The organism is Polaromonas naphthalenivorans CJ2 (genome assembly GCF_000015505.1).
In the GTDB taxonomy this organism is placed as follows: domain Bacteria; phylum Pseudomonadota; class Gammaproteobacteria; order Burkholderiales; family Burkholderiaceae_C; genus Polaromonas; species Polaromonas naphthalenivorans.
Genome location: NC_008781.1, coordinates 2,003,157 through 2,021,478, shown reverse-complemented (window position 1 = coordinate 2,021,478; position 18,322 = coordinate 2,003,157). Strand labels below are relative to the sequence as shown.

20 protein-coding genes are annotated in these 18,322 nt (G+C 62.5%); 7 read left to right on the top strand and 13 right to left on the bottom strand.

The window, feature by feature from the left end:
• Positions 1-68: 68 nt before the first annotated feature.
• Complete coding sequence (locus tag PNAP_RS09505; RefSeq protein ID WP_041376644.1) at positions 69-749, top strand: DUF1294 domain-containing protein; 681 nt, start codon at positions 69-71, stop codon at positions 747-749.
• Positions 750-854: 105 nt separating this feature from the next.
• Here PNAP_RS09505 and PNAP_RS09500 read toward each other — a convergent pair whose 3' ends face one another.
• Both PNAP_RS09500 and PNAP_RS09495 read right to left on the bottom strand, forming a co-directional pair.
• Positions 855-3,239: a YgiQ family radical SAM protein gene (locus PNAP_RS09500; protein WP_011801288.1), complete on the bottom strand. Its 2,385-nt coding sequence runs from the start codon at positions 3,237-3,239 to the stop codon at positions 855-857.
• A gap of 267 nt (positions 3,240-3,506) precedes the next feature.
• The gene (locus PNAP_RS09495; protein ID WP_011801287.1) at positions 3,507-3,977 is read right to left on the bottom strand and encodes a CHRD domain-containing protein; all 471 of its coding nucleotides are present in this window, start codon (positions 3,975-3,977) and stop codon (positions 3,507-3,509) included.
• A gap of 207 nt (positions 3,978-4,184) precedes the next feature.
• Here PNAP_RS09495 and PNAP_RS09490 point away from each other — a divergent pair, with 207 nt between their 5' ends.
• From PNAP_RS09490 to PNAP_RS09480, 4 genes are all read left to right on the top strand, one after another.
• A complete protein-coding gene (locus PNAP_RS09490; RefSeq protein ID WP_011801286.1) occupies positions 4,185-4,799 on the top strand; it encodes a type 1 glutamine amidotransferase domain-containing protein in 615 nt (204 codons plus the stop codon).
• 2 nt (positions 4,800-4,801) lie between these two features.
• Positions 4,802-5,734, top strand: a complete 933-nt coding sequence (gene ku / locus PNAP_RS09485) for a non-homologous end joining protein Ku (protein WP_011801285.1) — start codon at positions 4,802-4,804, stop codon at positions 5,732-5,734.
• Positions 5,735-5,841: 107 nt separating this feature from the next.
• Positions 5,842-6,036, top strand: a complete 195-nt coding sequence (locus PNAP_RS26900) for a hypothetical protein (protein WP_049763660.1) — start codon at positions 5,842-5,844, stop codon at positions 6,034-6,036.
• Entirely contained in the window at positions 6,033-6,359 is a 327-nt protein-coding gene (locus PNAP_RS09480) for a hypothetical protein (RefSeq protein ID WP_011801284.1), read from the top strand. Before PNAP_RS26900 ends, PNAP_RS09480 begins: the two co-directional genes overlap by 4 nt.
• 17 nt (positions 6,360-6,376) lie before the next feature.
• Here PNAP_RS09480 and PNAP_RS09475 read toward each other — a convergent pair whose 3' ends face one another.
• The 3 genes from PNAP_RS09475 to PNAP_RS09460 form a co-directional block, all read right to left on the bottom strand.
• On the bottom strand, positions 6,377-6,763 hold the full coding sequence (locus tag PNAP_RS09475) for a c-type cytochrome (protein ID WP_011801283.1): 387 nt from the start codon (positions 6,761-6,763) through the stop codon (positions 6,377-6,379).
• A gap of 525 nt (positions 6,764-7,288) precedes the next feature.
• The gene (gene rlmB, locus PNAP_RS09465; protein WP_011801281.1) at positions 7,289-8,050 is read right to left on the bottom strand and encodes a 23S rRNA (guanosine(2251)-2'-O)-methyltransferase RlmB; all 762 of its coding nucleotides are present in this window, start codon (positions 8,048-8,050) and stop codon (positions 7,289-7,291) included.
• Positions 8,051-8,180: 130 nt separating this feature from the next.
• A complete protein-coding gene (locus tag PNAP_RS09460; protein WP_011801280.1) occupies positions 8,181-8,897 on the bottom strand; it encodes an ABC transporter ATP-binding protein in 717 nt (238 codons plus the stop codon).
• A 124-nt stretch (positions 8,898-9,021) separates the two neighbouring features.
• Between PNAP_RS09460 and PNAP_RS09455 the strand changes: the two genes are divergently transcribed.
• Together PNAP_RS09455 and mnmH are read left to right on the top strand one after the other, a co-directional pair.
• The gene (locus PNAP_RS09455; RefSeq protein WP_011801279.1) at positions 9,022-9,639 is read left to right on the top strand and encodes an arylesterase; all 618 of its coding nucleotides are present in this window, start codon (positions 9,022-9,024) and stop codon (positions 9,637-9,639) included.
• Positions 9,636-10,694, top strand: coding sequence for a tRNA 2-selenouridine(34) synthase MnmH (gene mnmH / locus PNAP_RS09450; protein ID WP_011801278.1), 1,059 nt, complete (start codon positions 9,636-9,638; stop codon positions 10,692-10,694). Before PNAP_RS09455 ends, mnmH begins: the two co-directional genes overlap by 4 nt.
• Positions 10,695-10,837: 143 nt before the next feature.
• Here the strand turns inward: mnmH and PNAP_RS09445 are convergent, their stop codons facing one another.
• The 8 genes from PNAP_RS09445 to hflK form a co-directional block, all read right to left on the bottom strand.
• Complete coding sequence (locus tag PNAP_RS09445; protein ID WP_011801277.1) at positions 10,838-11,026, bottom strand: hypothetical protein; 189 nt, start codon at positions 11,024-11,026, stop codon at positions 10,838-10,840.
• A gap of 68 nt (positions 11,027-11,094) precedes the next feature.
• Positions 11,095-12,288 carry a PLP-dependent transferase gene (locus tag PNAP_RS09440; RefSeq protein ID WP_011801276.1) on the bottom strand — a complete coding sequence of 398 codons (1,194 nt, stop codon included), beginning with the start codon at positions 12,286-12,288 and terminating at the stop codon, positions 11,095-11,097.
• A 130-nt stretch (positions 12,289-12,418) separates the two neighbouring features.
• Complete coding sequence (locus PNAP_RS09435; RefSeq protein WP_011801275.1) at positions 12,419-12,943, bottom strand: phosphoribosyltransferase; 525 nt, start codon at positions 12,941-12,943, stop codon at positions 12,419-12,421.
• A gap of 77 nt (positions 12,944-13,020) precedes the next feature.
• Positions 13,021-14,361 (bottom strand): adenylosuccinate synthase, encoded by a 1,341-nt coding sequence (locus tag PNAP_RS09430; RefSeq protein WP_011801274.1) that lies wholly within the window; start codon positions 14,359-14,361, stop codon positions 13,021-13,023.
• An 88-nt stretch (positions 14,362-14,449) separates the two neighbouring features.
• Complete coding sequence (locus tag PNAP_RS09425; RefSeq protein WP_011801273.1) at positions 14,450-15,619, bottom strand: ATP phosphoribosyltransferase regulatory subunit; 1,170 nt, start codon at positions 15,617-15,619, stop codon at positions 14,450-14,452.
• A 151-nt stretch (positions 15,620-15,770) separates the two neighbouring features.
• Positions 15,771-15,959, bottom strand: a complete 189-nt coding sequence (locus tag PNAP_RS09420) for a DUF2065 domain-containing protein (RefSeq protein WP_011801272.1) — start codon at positions 15,957-15,959, stop codon at positions 15,771-15,773.
• Positions 15,960-15,971: 12 nt separating this feature from the next.
• Complete coding sequence (gene hflC, locus PNAP_RS09415) at positions 15,972-16,871, bottom strand: protease modulator HflC (protein ID WP_011801271.1); 900 nt, start codon at positions 16,869-16,871, stop codon at positions 15,972-15,974.
• A gap of 12 nt (positions 16,872-16,883) precedes the next feature.
• On the bottom strand, positions 16,884-18,299 hold the full coding sequence (hflK, locus tag PNAP_RS09410) for an FtsH protease activity modulator HflK (RefSeq protein WP_011801270.1): 1,416 nt from the start codon (positions 18,297-18,299) through the stop codon (positions 16,884-16,886).
• Positions 18,300-18,322: the final 23 nt, after the last annotated feature.

Below are 18,322 nucleotides of genomic sequence, written 5' to 3'. Positions count from 1 at the left end.
CCTGTTAACCTCCTTGAACTCAGGCGCAAGCATCGCTTGAATCTACCCAGAAATCCATCGCAGGAAACATGAACAAACAAGGAAAAGTCGTGCGCTGGGACAGCGCACGCGCCTTCGGATTTATCCGCAGTCCCGAAACACCGGCCGACATTTTTTTCCATATCAAGGACTTTCGGGGTTCGGCCGCTCCACAGGAAGGCATGCCGGTGACGTTCGAGGAAATCCACGTTGGCGGCAAGGGACCGCGCGCCATGTCGGTTCAGGCTGGCATGTCCTTGCAGGACTCGCCAGGCAGCCGCGCAACCGCACGCGCAGCAATGCCACCAACTCAAGCACGCAATCCCCAGCAACGGACGCTGAATCGCACGGCGCCGTCCAGGCCGGCGAGCCCCGCGCTGCTGCTGATGCTCGGCTGGGCTGTGCTGCTGGGCTGGGAAAGCCGGGCTGGCCGTTTGCCAGCCATGGCGCTGCCCATCGCGCTGCTGCTGAACCTGGTGACATTTTTCATGTACTGGGTTGACAAGCATGCGGCGCAAACCGGCCGCTGGCGCACTTCTGAACGCACACTGCATCTGCTCGGCTTGCTGGGGGGCTGGCCCGGTGCATGGTGGGCGCAAGCACTGCTGCGTCACAAATCGAGCAAAGCCTCCTTTCTTGCCGCTTATTGGGCGACCGTGGCGCTTCACTGCCTCGTGCTGGCTGGCTTTCTGTTCAGTCCGCAATTACAAAACCTGCTACCAAATAAATAGCTATCTGCACTGGCTGATCGTGCGCTACAGGGCAATTCGGCTTCAAGAACAGAAAAGGCCCTGCGTATCCGCAGACACACAGGGCCTTCTGAAATTGAAAGCGCTTCAGCGCGGCTTGCGCGCCAGCTTGCCCGGCACCTTGCCCGAACCATTGTCCCGTGGCGGCAGCCCGGTGTGCTGCGTTAGCATCCGGCCCTTGACGGGCACAGCCGGGGTCACGGAGGCCGTCGAGTTCTTGCGCCGCGCACTGGTGTAAGTGCCATCGGTCATCGGCTGGAAGGTCGGAATCAGGTGGTGCTTGCCGTTGCCGATCAGGTCGGCGCGGCCCATGGTCTTGAGCGCTTCGCGCAGCAGCGGCCAGTTGTTGGCGTCGTGGTAGCGCAGGAAGGCTTTGTGCAGGCGGCGGCGCTTGTCGCCGCGCACGATGTCCACCGTCTCGCTGTCGCGGGTGATCCGGCGCAGCGGGTTCTTGTTGCTGTGGTACATCGCCGTGGCCGTGGCCATCGGGCTGGGGTAGAAGGTCTGCACCTGGTCGGCGCGGAAACCATTCTTCTTCAGCCAGATCGCCAGGTTCATCATGTCTTCGTCGCTGGTGCCGGGGTGGGCGGCGATGAAGTAAGGAATCAGGAACTGCTTCTTGCCGGCCTCTAAACTGAACTTCTCGAACAGCGTCTTGAACTTGTCGTAGCTGCCGATGCCGGGCTTCATCATCTTGGTCAGCGGCCCCTGCTCGGTGTGCTCGGGCGCGATTTTGAGGTAGCCGCCGACGTGGTGTGTGACCAGTTCCTTCACGTACTCGGGGCTTTTCACGGCCAGGTCGTAGCGCAGGCCCGAGCCGATCAGGATTTTCTTGATGCCCCTGAGCGCGCGGCCGCGCTTGTAGATCTTGATCAGCGGGCCGTGGTCGGTGGTCAGGTTCTGGCAGATGCCGGGATAGACGCAGCTCGGCTTGCGGCAGGCCGCTTCGATTTCCGGGCTCTTGCAGCCGAGGCGGTACATGTTGGCCGTGGGGCCGCCCAGGTCGGAAATGGTGCCGGTGAAGCCTTCGACCTTGTCGCGGATGTCCTCGATCTCGCGGATCACCGAATCCTCGGAGCGGCTCTGGATGATGCGGCCTTCGTGCTCGGTGATCGAGCAGAAGGTGCAGCCACCGAAGCAGCCGCGCATGATGTTGATCGAAAACCGGATCATCTCCCAGGCCGGAATCTTGGTCGCGCCGTCATGGCGGCCGTTTTCGTCGGCGTAGCTCGGGTGCGGGCCGCGTGCGTAGGGCAAGTCGAACACGTAGTCCATCTCGGCCGTGGTCAGCGGGATGGGCGGCGGCGTGATCCAGACATCGCGCGCGGTCGTGCCTTCGCCGTGCGCCTGCACCAGCGCCCGGGCGTTGCCGGGGTTGGTTTCCAGGTGCAGCACGCGGTTGGCGTGGGCGTAGAGCACCGGGTCGGCCTTGATCTGCTCGTAGCTCGGCAGGCGAATCACGGTACGGTCGCGCGGCGGAACCTTGACGCTGCCTTTTCCGTACAAAGCGGGATTCGGGAAGAACGTCAGCGGCCTGATCGCCTGGTTGACCTCGTTTTTCAAGGCTGATTGGCCTGTAGCGCTTGCTGGCAGTGCGCCAGCAGCTATTGTTTCAGTAGCTGCCTTCTCGCCGTCTTCCTTGGCGCAAGTGCTGCCCTGCCCGGCCGCCTGCTCGCTGGTGGTCATGTAGGGGTTGATGTGCGACTCGACCCGGCCCGGCTCATCGACCTGCGTGGAGTCGATCTCGAACCAGCCCCGGCCCGTCTCGTCGTCCTGGCGGCGCACGAAGGCCGTGCCGCGCACGTCGGTGATGCTCTGCACGGGTTCGCGCGCGGCCAGGCGGTGGGCAATCTCGACCAGCGCGCGCTCGGCGTTGCCGTAGAGCAGCAAATCACTCTTGGCATCGACGACGATGGAGCGGCGCACCTTGTCGCTCCAGTAGTCGTAATGCGCGATGCGGCGCAGGCTGCCTTCGATGCCGCCGAGGATGATCGGCACGTCTTTATAGGCTTCGCGGCAGCGCTGGCTGTACACGATGGCCGCGCGGTCGGGCCGCTTGCCGCCGATGTCGCCGGGGGTGTAGGCGTCGTCGCTGCGGATTTTGCGGTCTGCCGTGTAGCGGTTGATCATCGAGTCCATGTTGCCGGCGGTCACGCCCCAGAACAGGTTGGGCTTGCCCAGCGCCTTGAAGGCCTCGGCGCTGTGCCAGTCGGGCTGGGCGATGATGCCGACGCGAAAGCCCTGCGCCTCTAACACCCGGCCAATCACCGCCATGCCGAAGCTCGGGTGATCGACATAGGCGTCGCCGGTAACCAGGATGATGTCGCAGCTGTCCCAGCCCAGCGCCTCCATCTCGGCCCGGCTGGTGGGCAGGAATTTGGCGGTGCCGAAGCGGGCAGCCCAGTATTTGCGGTAACTGGTCAGCGGCTTGGCGGCGCGGGTAAAAAAGGAGACGTCAACTGGGGCGTTCATGGGAGCGGTTCTCTTGTAAAACCGCAAGGACTGCCGAACGGCAAGGCCTGCGATTTTGGGTTAACCCGCGATTTTAAGGTTTTAACGCCATGGGCGTAGCGCTATCGCGGCATCAACCTCTGAAGTACAAGCCCATGCCAGGCCACGCAGTTCAACAAGGGGCTCGCGTCTTCCCGGAATACCTGTTTTGCAATGAAACAGGCCTTTTGCGCAACAAGGATGGGCGTATGCAGCTATACAAACGATAGCAAGCAAACACCCGCCATATCAGTTGCGCACCGTCATCTGGCCGCGAATTTCCCCGCCCGGGCTGGCTGCGGTGTGGATGTTGGCGTACCAGCGGCCAGCCACCAGGTCGGCCGCCTGGGCGGCGGTCAGCGTGGCGCTGCCTTCCATCGGGCTGGTGACCGGACCCGGCCAGGGCAGGACAACGCCGGCATTGGCGCCGGCGGCAGCCGGGCCATGGAAGTGCGCCGCCGTGGCCGGGCCGCTCAGGCCGGTGAAGTTGACCTTCCAGCGCAGCAAATTGGTGTCCTTGTTCAGCACCGCATCGACCGAGCCGCTGCCCTGGCTGGCATTGGGCGGCACTTCGTTGGCGCCGCGCAACTGGGTGCTCAGGGCGATCAGATTGGAAGACGATGGCTTGCCCGGCATCATGCCGCAGCCGGTGATGGCGGCGGCAGCTGCCACGGCAAGGGCGGCAAGGCAAAGGCGGGTGGCTTGGCGGCGTGTGGTCATGAAGTCCTCCTGTTGGGTAAAAAAGATTGTGGCCCCCTGCATTCAGGGGGCTCGTCAGGATAAACCCGATAGCGCGCCCCGCCCTGCTTTCAGGCATGCAAGCGCTGCAACTTGCGCATTTCTCCTACGCCGCCGGTCCCGGCCTGCCGACACACGGCTGGCGAAACCCGGATCAAAGTCAACGCATATTCCTCACGAAAGACCTCCATGACCAACCCACCGCAACACCAGCTGGGCGGCTTGAATATCGCCATTCTCGTGACCGACGGCTTTGAGCAGGAAGAGATGACCGGCCCGCAGGCGGCGCTGGAAGAGTCCGGGGTCATGATCCGCCTGCTGTCCGACAGGACCGGACAGGTCCAGGGCGTCCGCCATGACCAGCCCGGGGATTCGTTTGACGTGGATACGACCTTTGACAAGGTCACCGCCGATGAATTCGATGCGGTCCTGCTGCCCGGCGGGGCGGTCAATGCCAGCCGCATCCGCAACAATGCCGACGCCCAGGAACTGGTGCGGCAGATGGACCAGCAGGGCAAGCCGCTTGCCATGATCTGCCACGCGCCATGGCTGCTGGTTTCGGCCGGCCTGGTCAAGGGCCGCAAGATGACCAGTGCGCCCGAGCTGCAAAAAGACCTTGAGCAGGCCGGCGCGCAGTGGGTCGATGAAAAGGTGGTGGTGGACCGCAACTGGGTCAGCAGCCGCAAGCCGGCCGACATTCCCGCCTTCAACGCCGCCTTCAAGGGCATCCTGGCGCAGCGCACCCGGCAACACATCAAAGGCACGTCCGACGACACGCCCGCCTCCGCTGGCGAAGGCGGCTGAACATGGCGACGCGCGCGGTCTGGAGGGGCGCCATCAGCTTCGGGCTGGTGCATGTTCCGGTGGCCCTGCATTCGGCCACGGTCAATACCGGCCTGGATTTTGACTGGCTGGACAAGCGCACCCTGGAACCGGTGGGCTACAAACGCATCAACAAAAATACCGGCGAGGAAATCGAGCCCGACAACGTCATCAAGGGCATCGAGTACGACAAAGGCCGGTATGTGGTGCTGACCGACGAGGAAATCAGGGCCGCCTACCCCCGGGTAACCCAGACCATCTCGATTGACAGCTTTGTTCCCAACACCCAGATTCCGTTCATTTACCTGGAGCGGCCCTACTACCTGGAGCCGATCAACAAGGGCGAAAAGGTCTATGCCCTGCTGCGCGACGCCTTGCTGCAGACCAAGCGGGTCGGCGTGGCGCGGGTGGTGATCCAGAACAAGCAGCATCTGGCGGTGCTGGTGCCCTCGGGACCGGGCCTGGTGCTGAACCTGCTGCGCTGGGGCGATGAAATCCGTTCCTGGGAAGGCCTGGACCTGCCGCCCGAAGGCGCCAAGGCCGCCGGGGTGAGCGAGAAGGAACTGGCGATGGCCAAGGAGCTGATCGAGGACATGACCGGCCGCTGGGATCCGCACCAGTTCACCGACTCCTTCAAGGATGAAATCCTGGCACTGGTAGAGCGCAAGGTCAAGGCGGGCCAGCTTCACACGGTGGCGCAGCCCGAAGCCGCCGACGAAGAAGCCCCGGTTCCTTTTGGCGCGCAAATCCTGGACCTGATCGACCTGCTGCAGCGCAGCCTTCGCCAGGGCGGCGCGGCCCCAACGCCGCCAGACAGCGACGGCCCCAAGGGCAAATCCAGAACCCGGGCCTTGTCGCACAAGAAAGAGCCGGAACCTGGACCAGACTCCGACCTACGCCGGAACGGCGCTCGCTGAGTTCGCAGCTTGTAGGCCTTGGCCGCAACATGGGCGCAAGCTCTGGCTGGGCGCGACATCACCGCCTATCATTTGGCAGCGCAGGAGGTCTGCGCCTGGAGACTTCAATGAAACGCCTTTTCCTCGTGTCGTCACTGGCCTGCGCAGCCGTGCTGCTGTCAGCGTGCCCCGACACCAAACTGCCGAACCCTGCACCCAGGGTGCCGGAGCCCAAGGCGCAAACCGCAACGATTGAGGGTTCGTCCGAAAGGGCCGTGCCGGGTCAACCCGGGGCCGGCATGCCGGCGGCGAGCCGTCCATGAAGAATAGGTTCAAGCGATTGTTGCTGGTAGCTGCCATCACCGGACTGGGCGCATGCGCATTGACTCCGTTGCCCGGTGAACCGGCAGCGCACAGGGTCACTGTCGGCGGCGACAGCTACATCGTCAAGCAGATCACCGAGGGCACATGGACGGCCAACTCGACCGGAAGCCCGAAGGCGCTGGCGAACACGCCGGCCGGCACCGCTGCCCTGCGGCTGGCTGTCGAGAAAACATCGGGCTGCACGGTGACCGACAGCGACTATTCACGCGAAGGCAAGCAGTTTGATGCCCAGGTGAATTGCCCCGGAAGGCGGAATGATTGACAGCAGGCCGCCTGCCTTTACTTGGCGAGCGAGAGAATCCAGGACACCAGCTGACGCGCATCGCGTTCATTGATGGCCACGGCGTTGGGCGGCATCGCCAGGCCGGCGGCCTTGTTCTTCCAGTGGCTGGCGTAGGGATTGGAGCCTTCCAGCACGATGCGGGTCAGGAACTCAGCCGCGCCGGGCTTGCCTTTGTACTGCGCTGCAACATCTTCCCAGGCGGGTCCAACAGGCAGGCTGCCGTCCTTGGCCGCCTGATGTTTCACGGTGTGGCAGGCAAAGCAGCCCGCCTCGGATGCCAGTTTCTGGGCTTTTTCGATGCTGGCGGTGTCTGCCGCGGATGCAGCAAGCGACGTGAGCATGAGAAGGCCGGTCAGGCCGGCGAGCAGAGTGCGATGAATCATGGTGAAAACCTCCAGTTGAAAAAATAATGCGACCTTGGGCAGGCATGAAGCATGTCGTACTGACTGGAATGAACATTGATGGTGAACAACATTCCTCCATTTGTTGTTTGGCAATCGGATCACGCTTGCTCGAACAGTTCACGCCTCATGGGCTGAAAGGATGTGCTTTGCCTGTTTATTCGCAATATTTGGGCCAAATCAATTACAAACGGAAACAACTGGTATTTCCACTACAGGAGAATGGTTTTTCTGCTTCCTGAAGGCTTTGGAGCCAAAAAACCAGCCCTGCAACTGTTCACGTGGAGCGTTTTGTTCTGCGCAATGTTCATGTTTGACACAGTTTTTTGGGTCAGCCTGATTCACGCGGGCACGCGAGCCCCCGCCCTGAGCCGCCAGGCAGGGAGTCTCAAAGTGGAGGGATGAATGGGTGGAAGCGGGCCAGCCTGCAGCAGCAGGTGGCGCGCTTCATTGATCAGAAGTTTGTGTGGCGCTAGATGCGGCGCGACTTCTATGAAATAACGCTGCTCAGGCGGCTGCCGGGCGGCGCTGGCGCAGCGCTTCATACAGGCACACGCCGCTGGCGACCGACACGTTCAGGCTTTCGACCGCGCCCTGCATCGGAATGCTGACCAGCTCGTCGCAGGTCTTGCGCGTGAGCTGGCGCATGCCCTCGCCCTCGGCGCCCAGAATCAAGGCCACCGGGCCGGTCAGGTCCACGTCGTAAATCGTCTTTTCGGCGTCGTCGCTGGTGCCGATGCACCAGATGTTGCGCTCTTTCAATTCATTGAGCGTGCGCGCCAGGTTGGTCACCATGAAATACGGCACGGTCTCGGCGGCGCCGCTGGCGACCTTGGCGACCGTGGCATTGATGCCGGCGGCATGGTCCTTGGGCGCGATCACGGCTTGCGCGCCGGCGCCGTCGGCCACCCGCAGGCAGGCGCCCAGGTTGTGCGGATCGGTCACGCCGTCGAGCACCAGCAGCAAGGGCTGCGCGGTGCCGGCTTCTTCGAGCTGCTCCAGCAACTCATCGAGCGACGTGACCTGGGCCACGGCATCGACGCGGGCGACGACGCCCTGGTGGCCGTGGCTGCCGCACATCTTGGCCAGGCGCAGGCCGTCGCACTCGACCATGCGAACGCCGGCTTCGCGGACACGGTCGGTGAACTGGCGCATGCGGGCATCGCGGCGCGAGACATCGTAAAAAACTTCAAGAACCGACTTTGGCGCGGTTTTGAGGCGAACACCGACGGCATGAAAACCGAAAAGAACTTTGGGGGAAGAAGACATCGGGCGATTATCGCCGCTGGGATTCCGATAGCCGCGCCAGCGCCAGACCGGCCAGCAGCACGGCCGCGCTGATTGCTATCTTGTTAATAGCAACTTATGCATGCCAGTCATGCGAAAAAGCCTTGTTTGATCATGAAACCACGACCTGCCCGGCTTCGATGGTGATGCGCCGCTGGCAGCGCGCCGCAATGGCCGGGTCGTGCGTGACCAGCACCAAGGTCGTGCCGAGTTCCTGGTTCAGCTCGAACATCAGCTTCATCACCGTCTCGCCGGTGGCAAAGTCCAGGCTGCCGGTCGGCTCGTCGGCCAGCAGCACCGCCGGCTTGACGACAAAGGCGCGCGCCAGCGCCACGCGCTGCTGCTCACCGCCCGACAGCACCTTCGGGTAGTGGCCGAGCCGCTCGCTCAAGCCGACCCGCTTGAGCATGTCGCTCGCCAGCGCCCTGGCCTGTTTGACGCCAGAGAGTTCGAGCGGCAGCATGACATTTTCCAGCGCCGTCAAATTGGCCATGAGCTGAAAGCTCTGGAACACGAAACCGACTTTTTGCGCCCGCAGGGCCGCGCGGTCGTCCTCGCTGAGCGCAAAGATATCCTGGCCCGCCAGCCGCACCGTGCCCTTCGTGGGCGTGTCCAGCCCGGCGATGATGGTCAGCAGCGTGCTTTTGCCCGAGCCCGATGCGCCGACAATGGCGGCGGTTTCACGCGCATTCAGCGCAAAGTCAATGTCGCGCAAAATGCTCAAGGTGCCGGTCGAGTCGGTGACCGACTTGAAAACATGCTCAACGCAAACAATTGGAGAACTGGCAGGCTCCAATGACCCAGACAGCCTGGAAGAAACTTCACCCATCCCGGAAACCACAGCTTCAAACATGTCAACCCTCTTCAAAAACTTTAAATTCATTGCTGCCGACTGTAGCAAGCCCGGCCTGGCCGCGCGAAGCCGCTGGGCCAAACCCTTGGGATTCCTGTTGATGACGGCCTTGCTGGGCGCGCCTGCATTCGCCCAGGCGCAGGCCAAGGCGCCACCGGCCCCGCCAACGGTCCTGATCGTCGGTGATTCGCTGAGCGCCGAATACGGCCTCAGGCGAGGCACTGGTTGGGTGCCGCTGCTCGAAAAGCAGCTGGCCAGCGAGAACAAAGCCGCCAAAGTCGTCAACGCCAGCATCAGCGGCGACACCACCTCGGGCGGCCGCTCGCGCCTGCCGGCCCTGCTGGCGCAGCACAAGCCGGCCACCGTGGTGATCGAGCTGGGCGGCAACGATGCGCTGCGCGGCCTGCCTCTGGACATGACCGGGAACAACCTGACGGCCATGACGCAGGCGGCCAAGAAAGCCGGCGCCAAGGTACTGCTGGTCGGCATGCAGGTGCCGCCCAACTACGGCAGCGCCTACGCAGCAACCTTTTCCGGCCTTTTTGCGAAGGTCGCCAAGGAGGAAAAAGTCGCGCTGGTGCCTTTTTTCCTCAAGGGCATTGCCGATGGCGATGATGCCGCCGCCAATTTCCAGCCCGACAGAATCCACCCCAACGAGCCATCGCAAGCCAGAATGCTGGCCAATGTGTGGCCCGAACTGAAGAAAATCATCCCGTGAGCCTGCAACGCATCTCCGCCGAACAAGCCTTGAGCCAGCTTGCCGATTTTTCCGCCGTGATTGACGCCCGCTCCGAAGGCGAATACGCCGAAGACCACCTTCCGGGCGCCGTGAACTGGCCCAGCCTGCATGACGACGAGCGCAGGATCGTCGGCACCAAGTACAAGCAGATCAGCCAGTTCGAGGCCCAGAAGCTGGGCGCGGCACTGGTCGCCAAAAACATTTCAGAGCACATCCAGCGCGATGTACTCGACAAGCCCAGGGAATGGCAGCCGCTGATCTATTGCTGGCGCGGCGGCAAACGCAGCGGTTCGCTGGCGCTGGTGCTGGACCAGATCGGCTTTCGGGTCACGCTGGTCGATGGCGGTTACAAGGCCTTCAGGGCTGCGCTGGTGGCCGACCTGCCGCAACTCGCAAGCAGGCACCACTACCGGGTGGTTTGCGGCCCCACCGGCTCGGGCAAGACGCGGCTGCTGCAAGCGCTCGCAGCGGAAGGCGCGCAAGTGCTCGACCTTGAAGGGCTGGCGAATCACCGCAGTTCGGTGCTAGGCATGATTCCGGGCGTGGCACAGCCCAGCCAGAAGGCCTTTGACAGCCGCATCTGGGCCGCCCTGCGCAGCTTTGACCCTTTGCTTCCGGTCTATATTGAAAGCGAGAGCAAGAAAGTCGGCAATGTGGCGGTGCCGGAAGGCTTGATTGCCGCGATGCGCGCCAGCCCCTGCCTGCGCATGGACCTGCCCGAGGCCGAGCGGGTTGCCCTGCTGCTTGAAGACTATGATTTTTTCGTCCGGGACATCGAATTTTTCTGCGAGCGCCTGATTGCCCTGACCGAGGCGCGCGGCAAGGCCACGGTGCAGGACTGGCAAGCGCGTGCGCGCAGCGGCGATGTGCCGTCGGTGGTGCTCGAATTGCTCATCAAGCATTACGACCCGGGCTACCTGCAATCCATGCAGCGCAACTTCACGCAGTATGAAAGCGCGCGCGCCTTGGTGCCGCGCGACCACGGCGTGCCGGCCATGACCGAACTGGCCAAGTCGCTGCTGGCCGAGGCTTGACGCAAAAAACCCGGCATCACCAGTGACGGCGATGCCGGGTTTCAGGACTTCAGCACGGTTTCGCTATCAATTAAATAGCTGATAGCGCCCGTGCAGCAAGCGCAAAAGGCTTTATTTTCTTAAATTCAGGGTCAAAAAGCGATTCAGGAGGCTGATTCGGCGGGCGGCATGCCCGGCTGGCCGTCGCTGGCTGCATCCGAGCCCTGAACACCGTCTTCAGCCACGTCATCTTCGGGTTTGCCTTCACCCTTGCGCTTGAGCTTGTCTTCTTTCTTGCGTTTTTTAGCCAGCTCCTTTTGACGCTTTTCGTAGGAGTAATTGGGAGTTGCCACAGCTTAGCTTTCGTGAATAGGTAACCCTTACTGTAATGCATTGGCGTCAGGCCCCGAGCACAGGCCCCTCACAGTCCGGCAAGAGCCTGGGCGATGTCGGCCTGCAGGTCGGCCACCGCCTCCAGGCCGACAGAAAATCGCACCAGGCCGCCCTTGTGCGGCCACGGTTTGGCGACGCGCAAAGCCGGCATGTCATACGGCACGCACAGGCTCATCGGCCCGGCCCAGCTGTAACCCAGCCTGAAGAGTTGCAGGCTGTCGCAGAAGCGGTCAATTTGCGCCTGCGTGAATTCGGGCCTGAAAACCGCGCTGAACAGGCAGGCCGCACCCAGGCAGTCCCGCTTCCATTGCGCATGGCCGGGCGAGTCCGGCAAGGCGGGATGCAGCACGGCGGCGATCTGCGGCTGGCCCTGCATCCAGCCGGCCAGTTGGCGCGTGGCGGCGTCCTGGGCGGCATAGCGCAGGGCCATGCTGTTCAGGCCGCGCAGGACGAGTTCGGCATCATTGCCGCTGACGCCGTAACCGACGCGCATATGGCAGAAATGCACCAGCAGGTGCAGCGCTTCGCTGTTCGTGACCACCGAGCCCATCAGCACGTCGGCGCCGCCGCTCGGGTACTTGGTCAGAGCCTGCACCGAGATGTCGGCACCCAGCGCGAAGGCATTGAATGCCAGCCCCGCGCCCCAGGTGTTATCCAGGGCTGTGACCACGCCCTGAGGATGCGCCTGGCCCGGCGATGCGTTGTGCGCCCTGACGGCGGCGGCCAGCGCGGGCAGGTCCGGGAACTCCAGCGTGATGGAGCCGGGCGCTTCCAGCCAGACCAAGCGGGTTTTAAGCGTCAGTTTTGCGGCCAGATCAGCCGGATTCATGGGGTCGTACATCTGGCAGGTGATGCCCCAGGAGGCCAGTTCGGCCTGCGCAAAGGCCTTGTTCGGGCCATAGGCATTGTCGGGAATCAGCACTTCATCGCCGGCCTTGAGCAAAGCCATGTCCACCAGCACGATAGCCGCCAGTCCGCTGGGCACCAGGGTGCAGAACTGGCCGCCTTCGAGCGTGGCGATGCGCTCTTCGAGCGTGAAAGTGGTCGGCGTGCCGTGCAGGCCGTAGGTGTAGCCGGTCTTGTGCTTCCAGTCGCGGTTGCGCAGGGCGGCAACGCTGGGAAAGATGATCGTCGAGGCTTTGTGAACGGCCGGCGAAACGGCCTCGAAACCGGCTGGCGGTGTGTAGGGGTGGTGAATCAGCTGGGTGGATGAATGGCTCATCCCACAATGGTAGCGGCAAACCGAAGCGCCCTTTCCCCCAGTCAGGGCCGCGGAACCGGCTCCGCCGGGCCGCAGGCGCAGCGGCCCCCTCGGGGGCAGGGAGCTTGCGCGTTGTGAGCGACCGTGGGGACTATATCTTCCACTTGTCCATCAACTGCACCGGCGTGAGCGCGTCGTAGCTCTCGAACGGCTGGTGAATCCATGGGTTGGTGGGCAGCGTCTCGACCGAGTAGTCGGCATGAAACGTCGAAACGCCTTTGGTCCAGATGACGGCGCTGCGCAGCTCGGTGATGGGCTGGTAGTTGCTGCGAAGCTGCTGGATCACGGCATGCAGGGTATGGCCGGAATCCGCCAGATCATCGACCAGCAGCACCCTGCCGGCGATCTCGCCCTTGGGCGTGGTGATGAAGCGGGCCATGTCCAGCTTGCCCTGCACCGTGCCCGCGTCGGCGCGGTAGGAACTGGTGGACATGATGGCCAGCGGCTTGTCGAAAATGCGCGACAGGATGTCGCCCGGGCGCATGCCGCCCCGTGCCAGGCACAGGATGGTGTCGAACTCCCAGCCGGACTGATGAATCTTGATGGCCAGTTTTTCAATCAGGTTGTGGTATTCGTCGTAGCTGACGTAGAGATGCTTGCCGTCTTCGGTCAACATGAAATTGCTCCTGAATTAGTAGCTGCCTGCGCCCGTATTCATTGCGCAAACAGCCTATTTCGCTTAAATTTTCGAGATCAGGCCGCGTAGGGGTTACGCAGCAGGATGGTGTGGTCCCGGTCGGGGCTGGTCGAGATCATGTGGACCGGCACGCCAGTCACCTCCTCGATCCGCTGCAGGTAGCGCTGGGCGGCGGCCGGCAGCTTGTCGTACTCGGTGACGCCGACGGTGGTCTGGCTCCAGCCCGGCATGGTTTCGTAAATCGGCACGCAGCGGGCAATGTCATCGGCGCCCATCGGCAAAATGTCGGTGGTCTGGCCGTCAAGCTCATAGCCGGTGCACAGCTTGAGTTCTTCGATGCCGTCCAGCACGTCGAGCTTGGTGATGCACAGGCCCGACAGGCCGTTGACCTGCGCCGAGCGCTTGAGCAGGGCCGCATCGAACCAGCCGCAACGACGGCTGCGCCCGGTGGTGACGCCTTTTTCGGCGCCAACGGAGCTGAGGTGGTAGCCGACCGTGCCGGGATTTTCCCAGTCGAGTTCGGTCGGGAACGGCCCGCCGCCCACGCGCGTGCAATAGGCCTTGGTGATGCCCAGGATGTAGTGCAGCATGCCCGGACCCACGCCGGCGCCCGCCGCCGCATTGCCGGCCACGCAGTTGCTGGAGGTCACATACGGGTAGGTGCCGTGGTCCACGTCGAGCAGTGTGCCCTGCGCGCCCTCGAACAGCAGGTTGGCGCCGGCCTGGTGCGCGTCATTGAGTTCGCGCGAGACATCGGCCATCATCGGCTTGAGCAGTTCGGCGTGCAGCATGGCTTCGTTGTACACCGTGTCAAAGTCAACAGCCGGCGCATTCAGGAAGCCGGTCAGCACGAAGTTGTGCAGTTCCAGCAACTCGCGCAGCTTGGCGGCAAAGCGCTCGGGGTATTTCAGATCCTGCACGCGCAGGGCGCGCCGGGCGATCTTGTCTTCGTAGGCCGGGCCGATGCCGCGGCCGGTGGTGCCGATCTTCTCGGTGCCGCCCTTTTCGCGGAAGGTTTCGCGGGCAATGTCGATGGCCGCGTGGAAAGGCAGGATCAGCGGGCAGGCTTCGCTGATGCGCAGGCGCGAGCGCACTTCCACACCGGCTTTTTCCAGCCCTTCGATTTCCTCGAACAGCTTGGCCGCCGACAGCACCACGCCGTTGCCGATGTAGCACTTCACGCCCGGGCGCATGATGCCGCTCGGAATCAGGTGCAAGGCGGTCTTCACGCCGTTGATGACCAGCGTGTGGCCGGCGTTGTGACCGCCCTGGAAGCGCACCACGCCCTGCGACATTTCGGTCAGCCAATCGACCAGCTTGCCCTTGCCTTCGTCGCCCCACTGGGTGCCCACGACCACGACATTGCGGCCGGTGGCTGCGCTTGGTTTGTTTGTCATCTTCAGTTCTCGTTAAGGATCTAATGGATAAAGCCGGCGCGGGGTCTGGCCCTTCGCACAGCGTTTCGTACCGCTTCTGCAATGCGGCTTAATGGCGTGGCTGCACCACCCACTGGCCGGCCTTCAGGGCCAGTTCGCGGTCGCAGTCAAATTCATTGACTTCATTTTCATGGCCGGGCAACACGCAGGTCACGGTTTCACCGTTGGCCCGCAAGCGGGCAATGGCGGCATTCAACATGGCATCGTCACCCCAAGGCGCGCAGATGGCCGCTTTCAGGGGGCGCGGCGGCAGCACGCTGACCAGTTCCTTCAAGTCAAGGCTGAAGCCAGCGGCCGGCCGGTTGCGGCCAAAGACGGCGCCGACCTCGTCGTAGCGGCCGCCCCGGGCCAGTTCGGCGCCCTGGCCGTAAATGGCAAAACGGGCGCCGCTGTAATAGGCGTAGCCGCGCAGGTCGGCCAGGTCGAAGCTGACCTTGACATCCGGGGCATGCGATGCCAGCCACTTCAAATTCTGTAGCGCTTCATGCACGCCCGGCAAGCGTGGAAGGGCTTTTTCAGCCTCAAGCAGCACCTGTTCATCGCCGTAGAGCTGCAGCAGCGCCATCATGCCTTCGCGCGCGGCTGATGAAATACCGCCCGAGAGGCTAGCGAGCAAGCTGCCCAATTCGCTCGCATCCTTGGCCGCCAGCGCCGCATGGATATGCGCCAGGGTGGATGCGCCAAGGCTGGCGCCGGCCAGCAGGCTGGCAACGATGCGAACGTCCGCCATGTCCACCATCAGGTCGGTGACGCCAGCCGCTTTCAGGCAGTCCAGCGCGAGCCGCTGGGCCTCAAGATCGGCTTCCAGACCGGCATGGCCATAAATTTCCGCACCGAACTGCAAGGGCTCGCGGGTGGCATGGGGCCTGTCGGCGCGCGTGTGCAGCACCGGGCCGCAATAGCAAAGACGGGCCACGCCGCTGCGATTCAGCAGGTGCGCATCAATGCGGGCGACCTGGGGCGTGGTGTCGGCGCGCAGGCCCAGGGTGCGGCCAGACAGCTGATCGACCAGTTTGAAGGTTTGCAGGTCCAGCGCTTCGCCGGTCCCGGTCAGCAGCGACTCCAGGTGCTCCAGCAGCGGCGGCATGACCAGCTCGTAACCGTAGCTGCGGGCGGTGTCCAGGAACAGACGGCGCAACTCTTCGATGTGACGCGCCTCGGAGGGCAGGACATCGGCAATTTGATCGGGCAATTGCCAAGATGACGACCAGGCGGGCATTGTAATTTTCGTAAGCTGTTAAAACCGGCATTTTACCGGGCTTGGCGATGGTTTAGCCTGACAGGCTGCCGGATGTGACCGTCAGGCAGAAATACTGCGTTCAGTTCTGCCGCTGATCACTGCTGGAACAGACGTGCGATCAGCCCAGGACTCAGGCCAGCATTGCCAGAAAAATCAGGCCGATGGCGATGCTGCATAGACCGAAAAAGCGGATCTGGCCATTGCTCAGGCCAAGAATCTGCTCAAACATGCGGCGCCAGCCCGAGGGAGAAATAAGGGGCAGAAGCCCCTCGATCACCAGCAGCAGCGCCAACGCTTGCCAGAGCGTGCCGGAGTCCAAGGCAGATTGCTTTTAACGTGAAGCCGCACTGCCAGCGCTGCCAGACCCGCGCATGGCCTTGAAGAAATCCGAGGAAGGATCCATCACCATCACATCGCTCTTCTTGCTGAAGCTGGCCTTGTAGGCGTCCAGGCTGCGGTAGAACTGGGCGAACTGCGGATCCTGGCCAAACGATTGGGCAAAAGTCCGCGCCGCCTCGGCATCGCCCTCGCCCTTGATTTTCTGTGCGTCCCGATAAGCATTGGCCACGGTAATCTCGCGCTGGCGGTCTGCATCGGCGCGGATTTTTTCGCCTTCGGCAGCACCCGTGGAACGCAGTTCGTTGGCCACCCGCTTGCGCTCGGCCTCCATGCGGCGATAAACCGATTCAGTGATGGCTTCCACATAATCAACGCGGGTGATTCGTACATCAATCACATCGACACCCCACGGACTGCTGCCACGGACCACCGCAAGCACTTCCTTTTTCACATCAGCCATCAACTGCTCGCGTTTGAGCGACAGCAGGTCCTTGACGGTGCGCCGGTTGATTTCTTCCTGAAAAGCGTTGCGGACCACGCGATTGAGCTGGTTGGCGCCCGCCTTCTCGTCAAGGCCGACGTTACGGATGTACTCCGAAGGATTGATGATGCGCCAGCGCACATACCAGTCAATCACGACACGCTGCTTTTCAGCGGTCAGCATGGGTTCCGAGTCGGTGCTTTCAAGTGTCAGCAGCCGCCGGTCAATATAGGAAACATTCTGGAAAGGCGGGGGCAGCTTGAAATTAAGGCCGGGCTCCAGAACCACTTCCTTGATCTGGCCCAGTGCGTACACCACGCCAAACTGGCGCTGATCAACAACAAACAGCGTGGAACTGAGCAGCGCCAGCAGCACCAGCAACGAAGAAACGACAAGTCCGACTCTATTCACTTTTTGTTTTCCTTAGCGGGTTTCACGTTCGCGGGTGCGGGAGGTATCGCGCGCACGGGAATCGACAGGCAGGCCATTGGCGGGCGGCTGCGCTGCGGGAGATGTGGCCCCACCGGGCGCAAGCAACGGATCGGAGGCTGCCGATGCACCAGCCTGCCCGGACATCTGCATGATTTTGTCAAGGGGCAGGTACAACAGGTTGGACCCCTGGCGGGACTCAACCAGCACCTTGGTGACATTGGTATAGACCTGCTGCATGGCGTCCGTGTACATGCGATCACGGGTTACCTGCGGTGCTTTCTGGTATTCGGCCAGGACCGAGCTGAAACGCTGCGCATCACCCTGTGCCTGCGCCACGATACGAGCCTTGTAGGCATCGGCCTCTTCCTTCAGCCGCGATGCGGAACCGACGGCGCGGGGCACGACGTCATTGGCATAGGCCTGGGCTTCGTTCTTGGCACGCTCGCGTTCCTGTCCGGCCTTGAGCACATCATCAAATGCGGCCTGCACCTGCTCGGGCGGGCGCACACCACTTTGCTGCAGATTGATGGCGACCACTTCGACACCCACCTTGTAGCGGTCCAGGATGGTCTGCATGAGCACCCGAACGCGCGGGCCGATCTGGTCGCGCTCCTCGGCAAGAGCCATGTCCATTTTCATTTTGCCAACCACTTCACGCACCGCGGTTTCAGCCGCCTGAACCACTGCGGCGGAAGGATCCTTGCTCTCGAACAGATAGGCGCGTGCATTGTTCAGGCGGTATTGCACGGCAAACTTGATCTCGACAATATTCTCGTCTTCAGTCAGCATGGCCGAGTCCCGCAGACCGGTTGCCTTCAGGATGGTGTCACGGCCTACATCGACCGACCGGATCTGGGTCACCACCACGATTTCGTGACGCTGTATCGGATATGGCAAACGCCAGTTAAAACCGGCACCCACCGTTGACTGGTATTTGCCGAACTGGGTGATCACCGCTTGCTGACCTTCCTGGACGATGAAAAACCCGGTTCCCAGCCAGATCAGCGCCACCACGGCGGCGATCAGGCCAACGCCAATACCTGCGTTTTTCATGTCAGGCTGAAATCCCCCGCCATTGCTGCCATTGCCCTTGTTGCCACCGCCAAGGCCACCCCGGTTGCCGCCATTTTTGGCGCCGCCAAACAAGCCGCCCAATTTTCGGTTGAAATCGCGCCAGAGTTCATCCAGATCTGGAGGCCCCTGATTCGGCCCCTGACCCTGTGGGCGATTACCGGGTTTGGGAGGCTGCCGGTCTTCGCGGGGTCCGTCAGGCTTGCTGCCGTCAGACGATGATTTATCTTCATCCCGGCCCCAGCGCGGATCATTGAGATTGAATATGCCTTGGGCGCGTTGTTTGAGCCGACCCGGAAAGTTCGTCAGCGTCTGCAGCACGGGATTCAAATTCATGGAAAAAAACTCGCTTTTTTGTT

Coding starts and splice junctions, on each gene's coding strand:
- PNAP_RS09505 (WP_041376644.1), top strand. CDS start 69: ATGAACAAACAAGGAAAAGTCGTGCGCTGGGACAGCGCACGCGCCTTC.
- PNAP_RS09500 (WP_011801288.1), bottom strand. CDS start 3,239: ATGAACGCCCCAGTTGACGTCTCCTTTTTTACCCGCGCCGCCAAGCCG.
- PNAP_RS09495 (WP_011801287.1), bottom strand. CDS start 3,977: ATGACCACACGCCGCCAAGCCACCCGCCTTTGCCTTGCCGCCCTTGCC.
- PNAP_RS09490 (WP_011801286.1), top strand. CDS start 4,185: ATGACCAACCCACCGCAACACCAGCTGGGCGGCTTGAATATCGCCATT.
- ku (WP_011801285.1), top strand. CDS start 4,802: ATGGCGACGCGCGCGGTCTGGAGGGGCGCCATCAGCTTCGGGCTGGTG.
- PNAP_RS26900 (WP_049763660.1), top strand. CDS start 5,842: ATGAAACGCCTTTTCCTCGTGTCGTCACTGGCCTGCGCAGCCGTGCTG.
- PNAP_RS09480 (WP_011801284.1), top strand. CDS start 6,033: ATGAAGAATAGGTTCAAGCGATTGTTGCTGGTAGCTGCCATCACCGGA.
- PNAP_RS09475 (WP_011801283.1), bottom strand. CDS start 6,763: ATGATTCATCGCACTCTGCTCGCCGGCCTGACCGGCCTTCTCATGCTC.
- rlmB (WP_011801281.1), bottom strand. CDS start 8,050: ATGTCTTCTTCCCCCAAAGTTCTTTTCGGTTTTCATGCCGTCGGTGTT.
- PNAP_RS09460 (WP_011801280.1), bottom strand. CDS start 8,897: ATGGGTGAAGTTTCTTCCAGGCTGTCTGGGTCATTGGAGCCTGCCAGT.
- PNAP_RS09455 (WP_011801279.1), top strand. CDS start 9,022: ATGACGGCCTTGCTGGGCGCGCCTGCATTCGCCCAGGCGCAGGCCAAG.
- PNAP_RS09440 (WP_011801276.1), bottom strand. CDS start 12,288: ATGAGCCATTCATCCACCCAGCTGATTCACCACCCCTACACACCGCCA.
- PNAP_RS09435 (WP_011801275.1), bottom strand. CDS start 12,943: ATGTTGACCGAAGACGGCAAGCATCTCTACGTCAGCTACGACGAATAC.
- PNAP_RS09430 (WP_011801274.1), bottom strand. CDS start 14,361: ATGACAAACAAACCAAGCGCAGCCACCGGCCGCAATGTCGTGGTCGTG.
- PNAP_RS09425 (WP_011801273.1), bottom strand. CDS start 15,619: ATGCCCGCCTGGTCGTCATCTTGGCAATTGCCCGATCAAATTGCCGAT.
- hflK (WP_011801270.1), bottom strand. CDS start 18,299: ATGAATTTGAATCCCGTGCTGCAGACGCTGACGAACTTTCCGGGTCGG.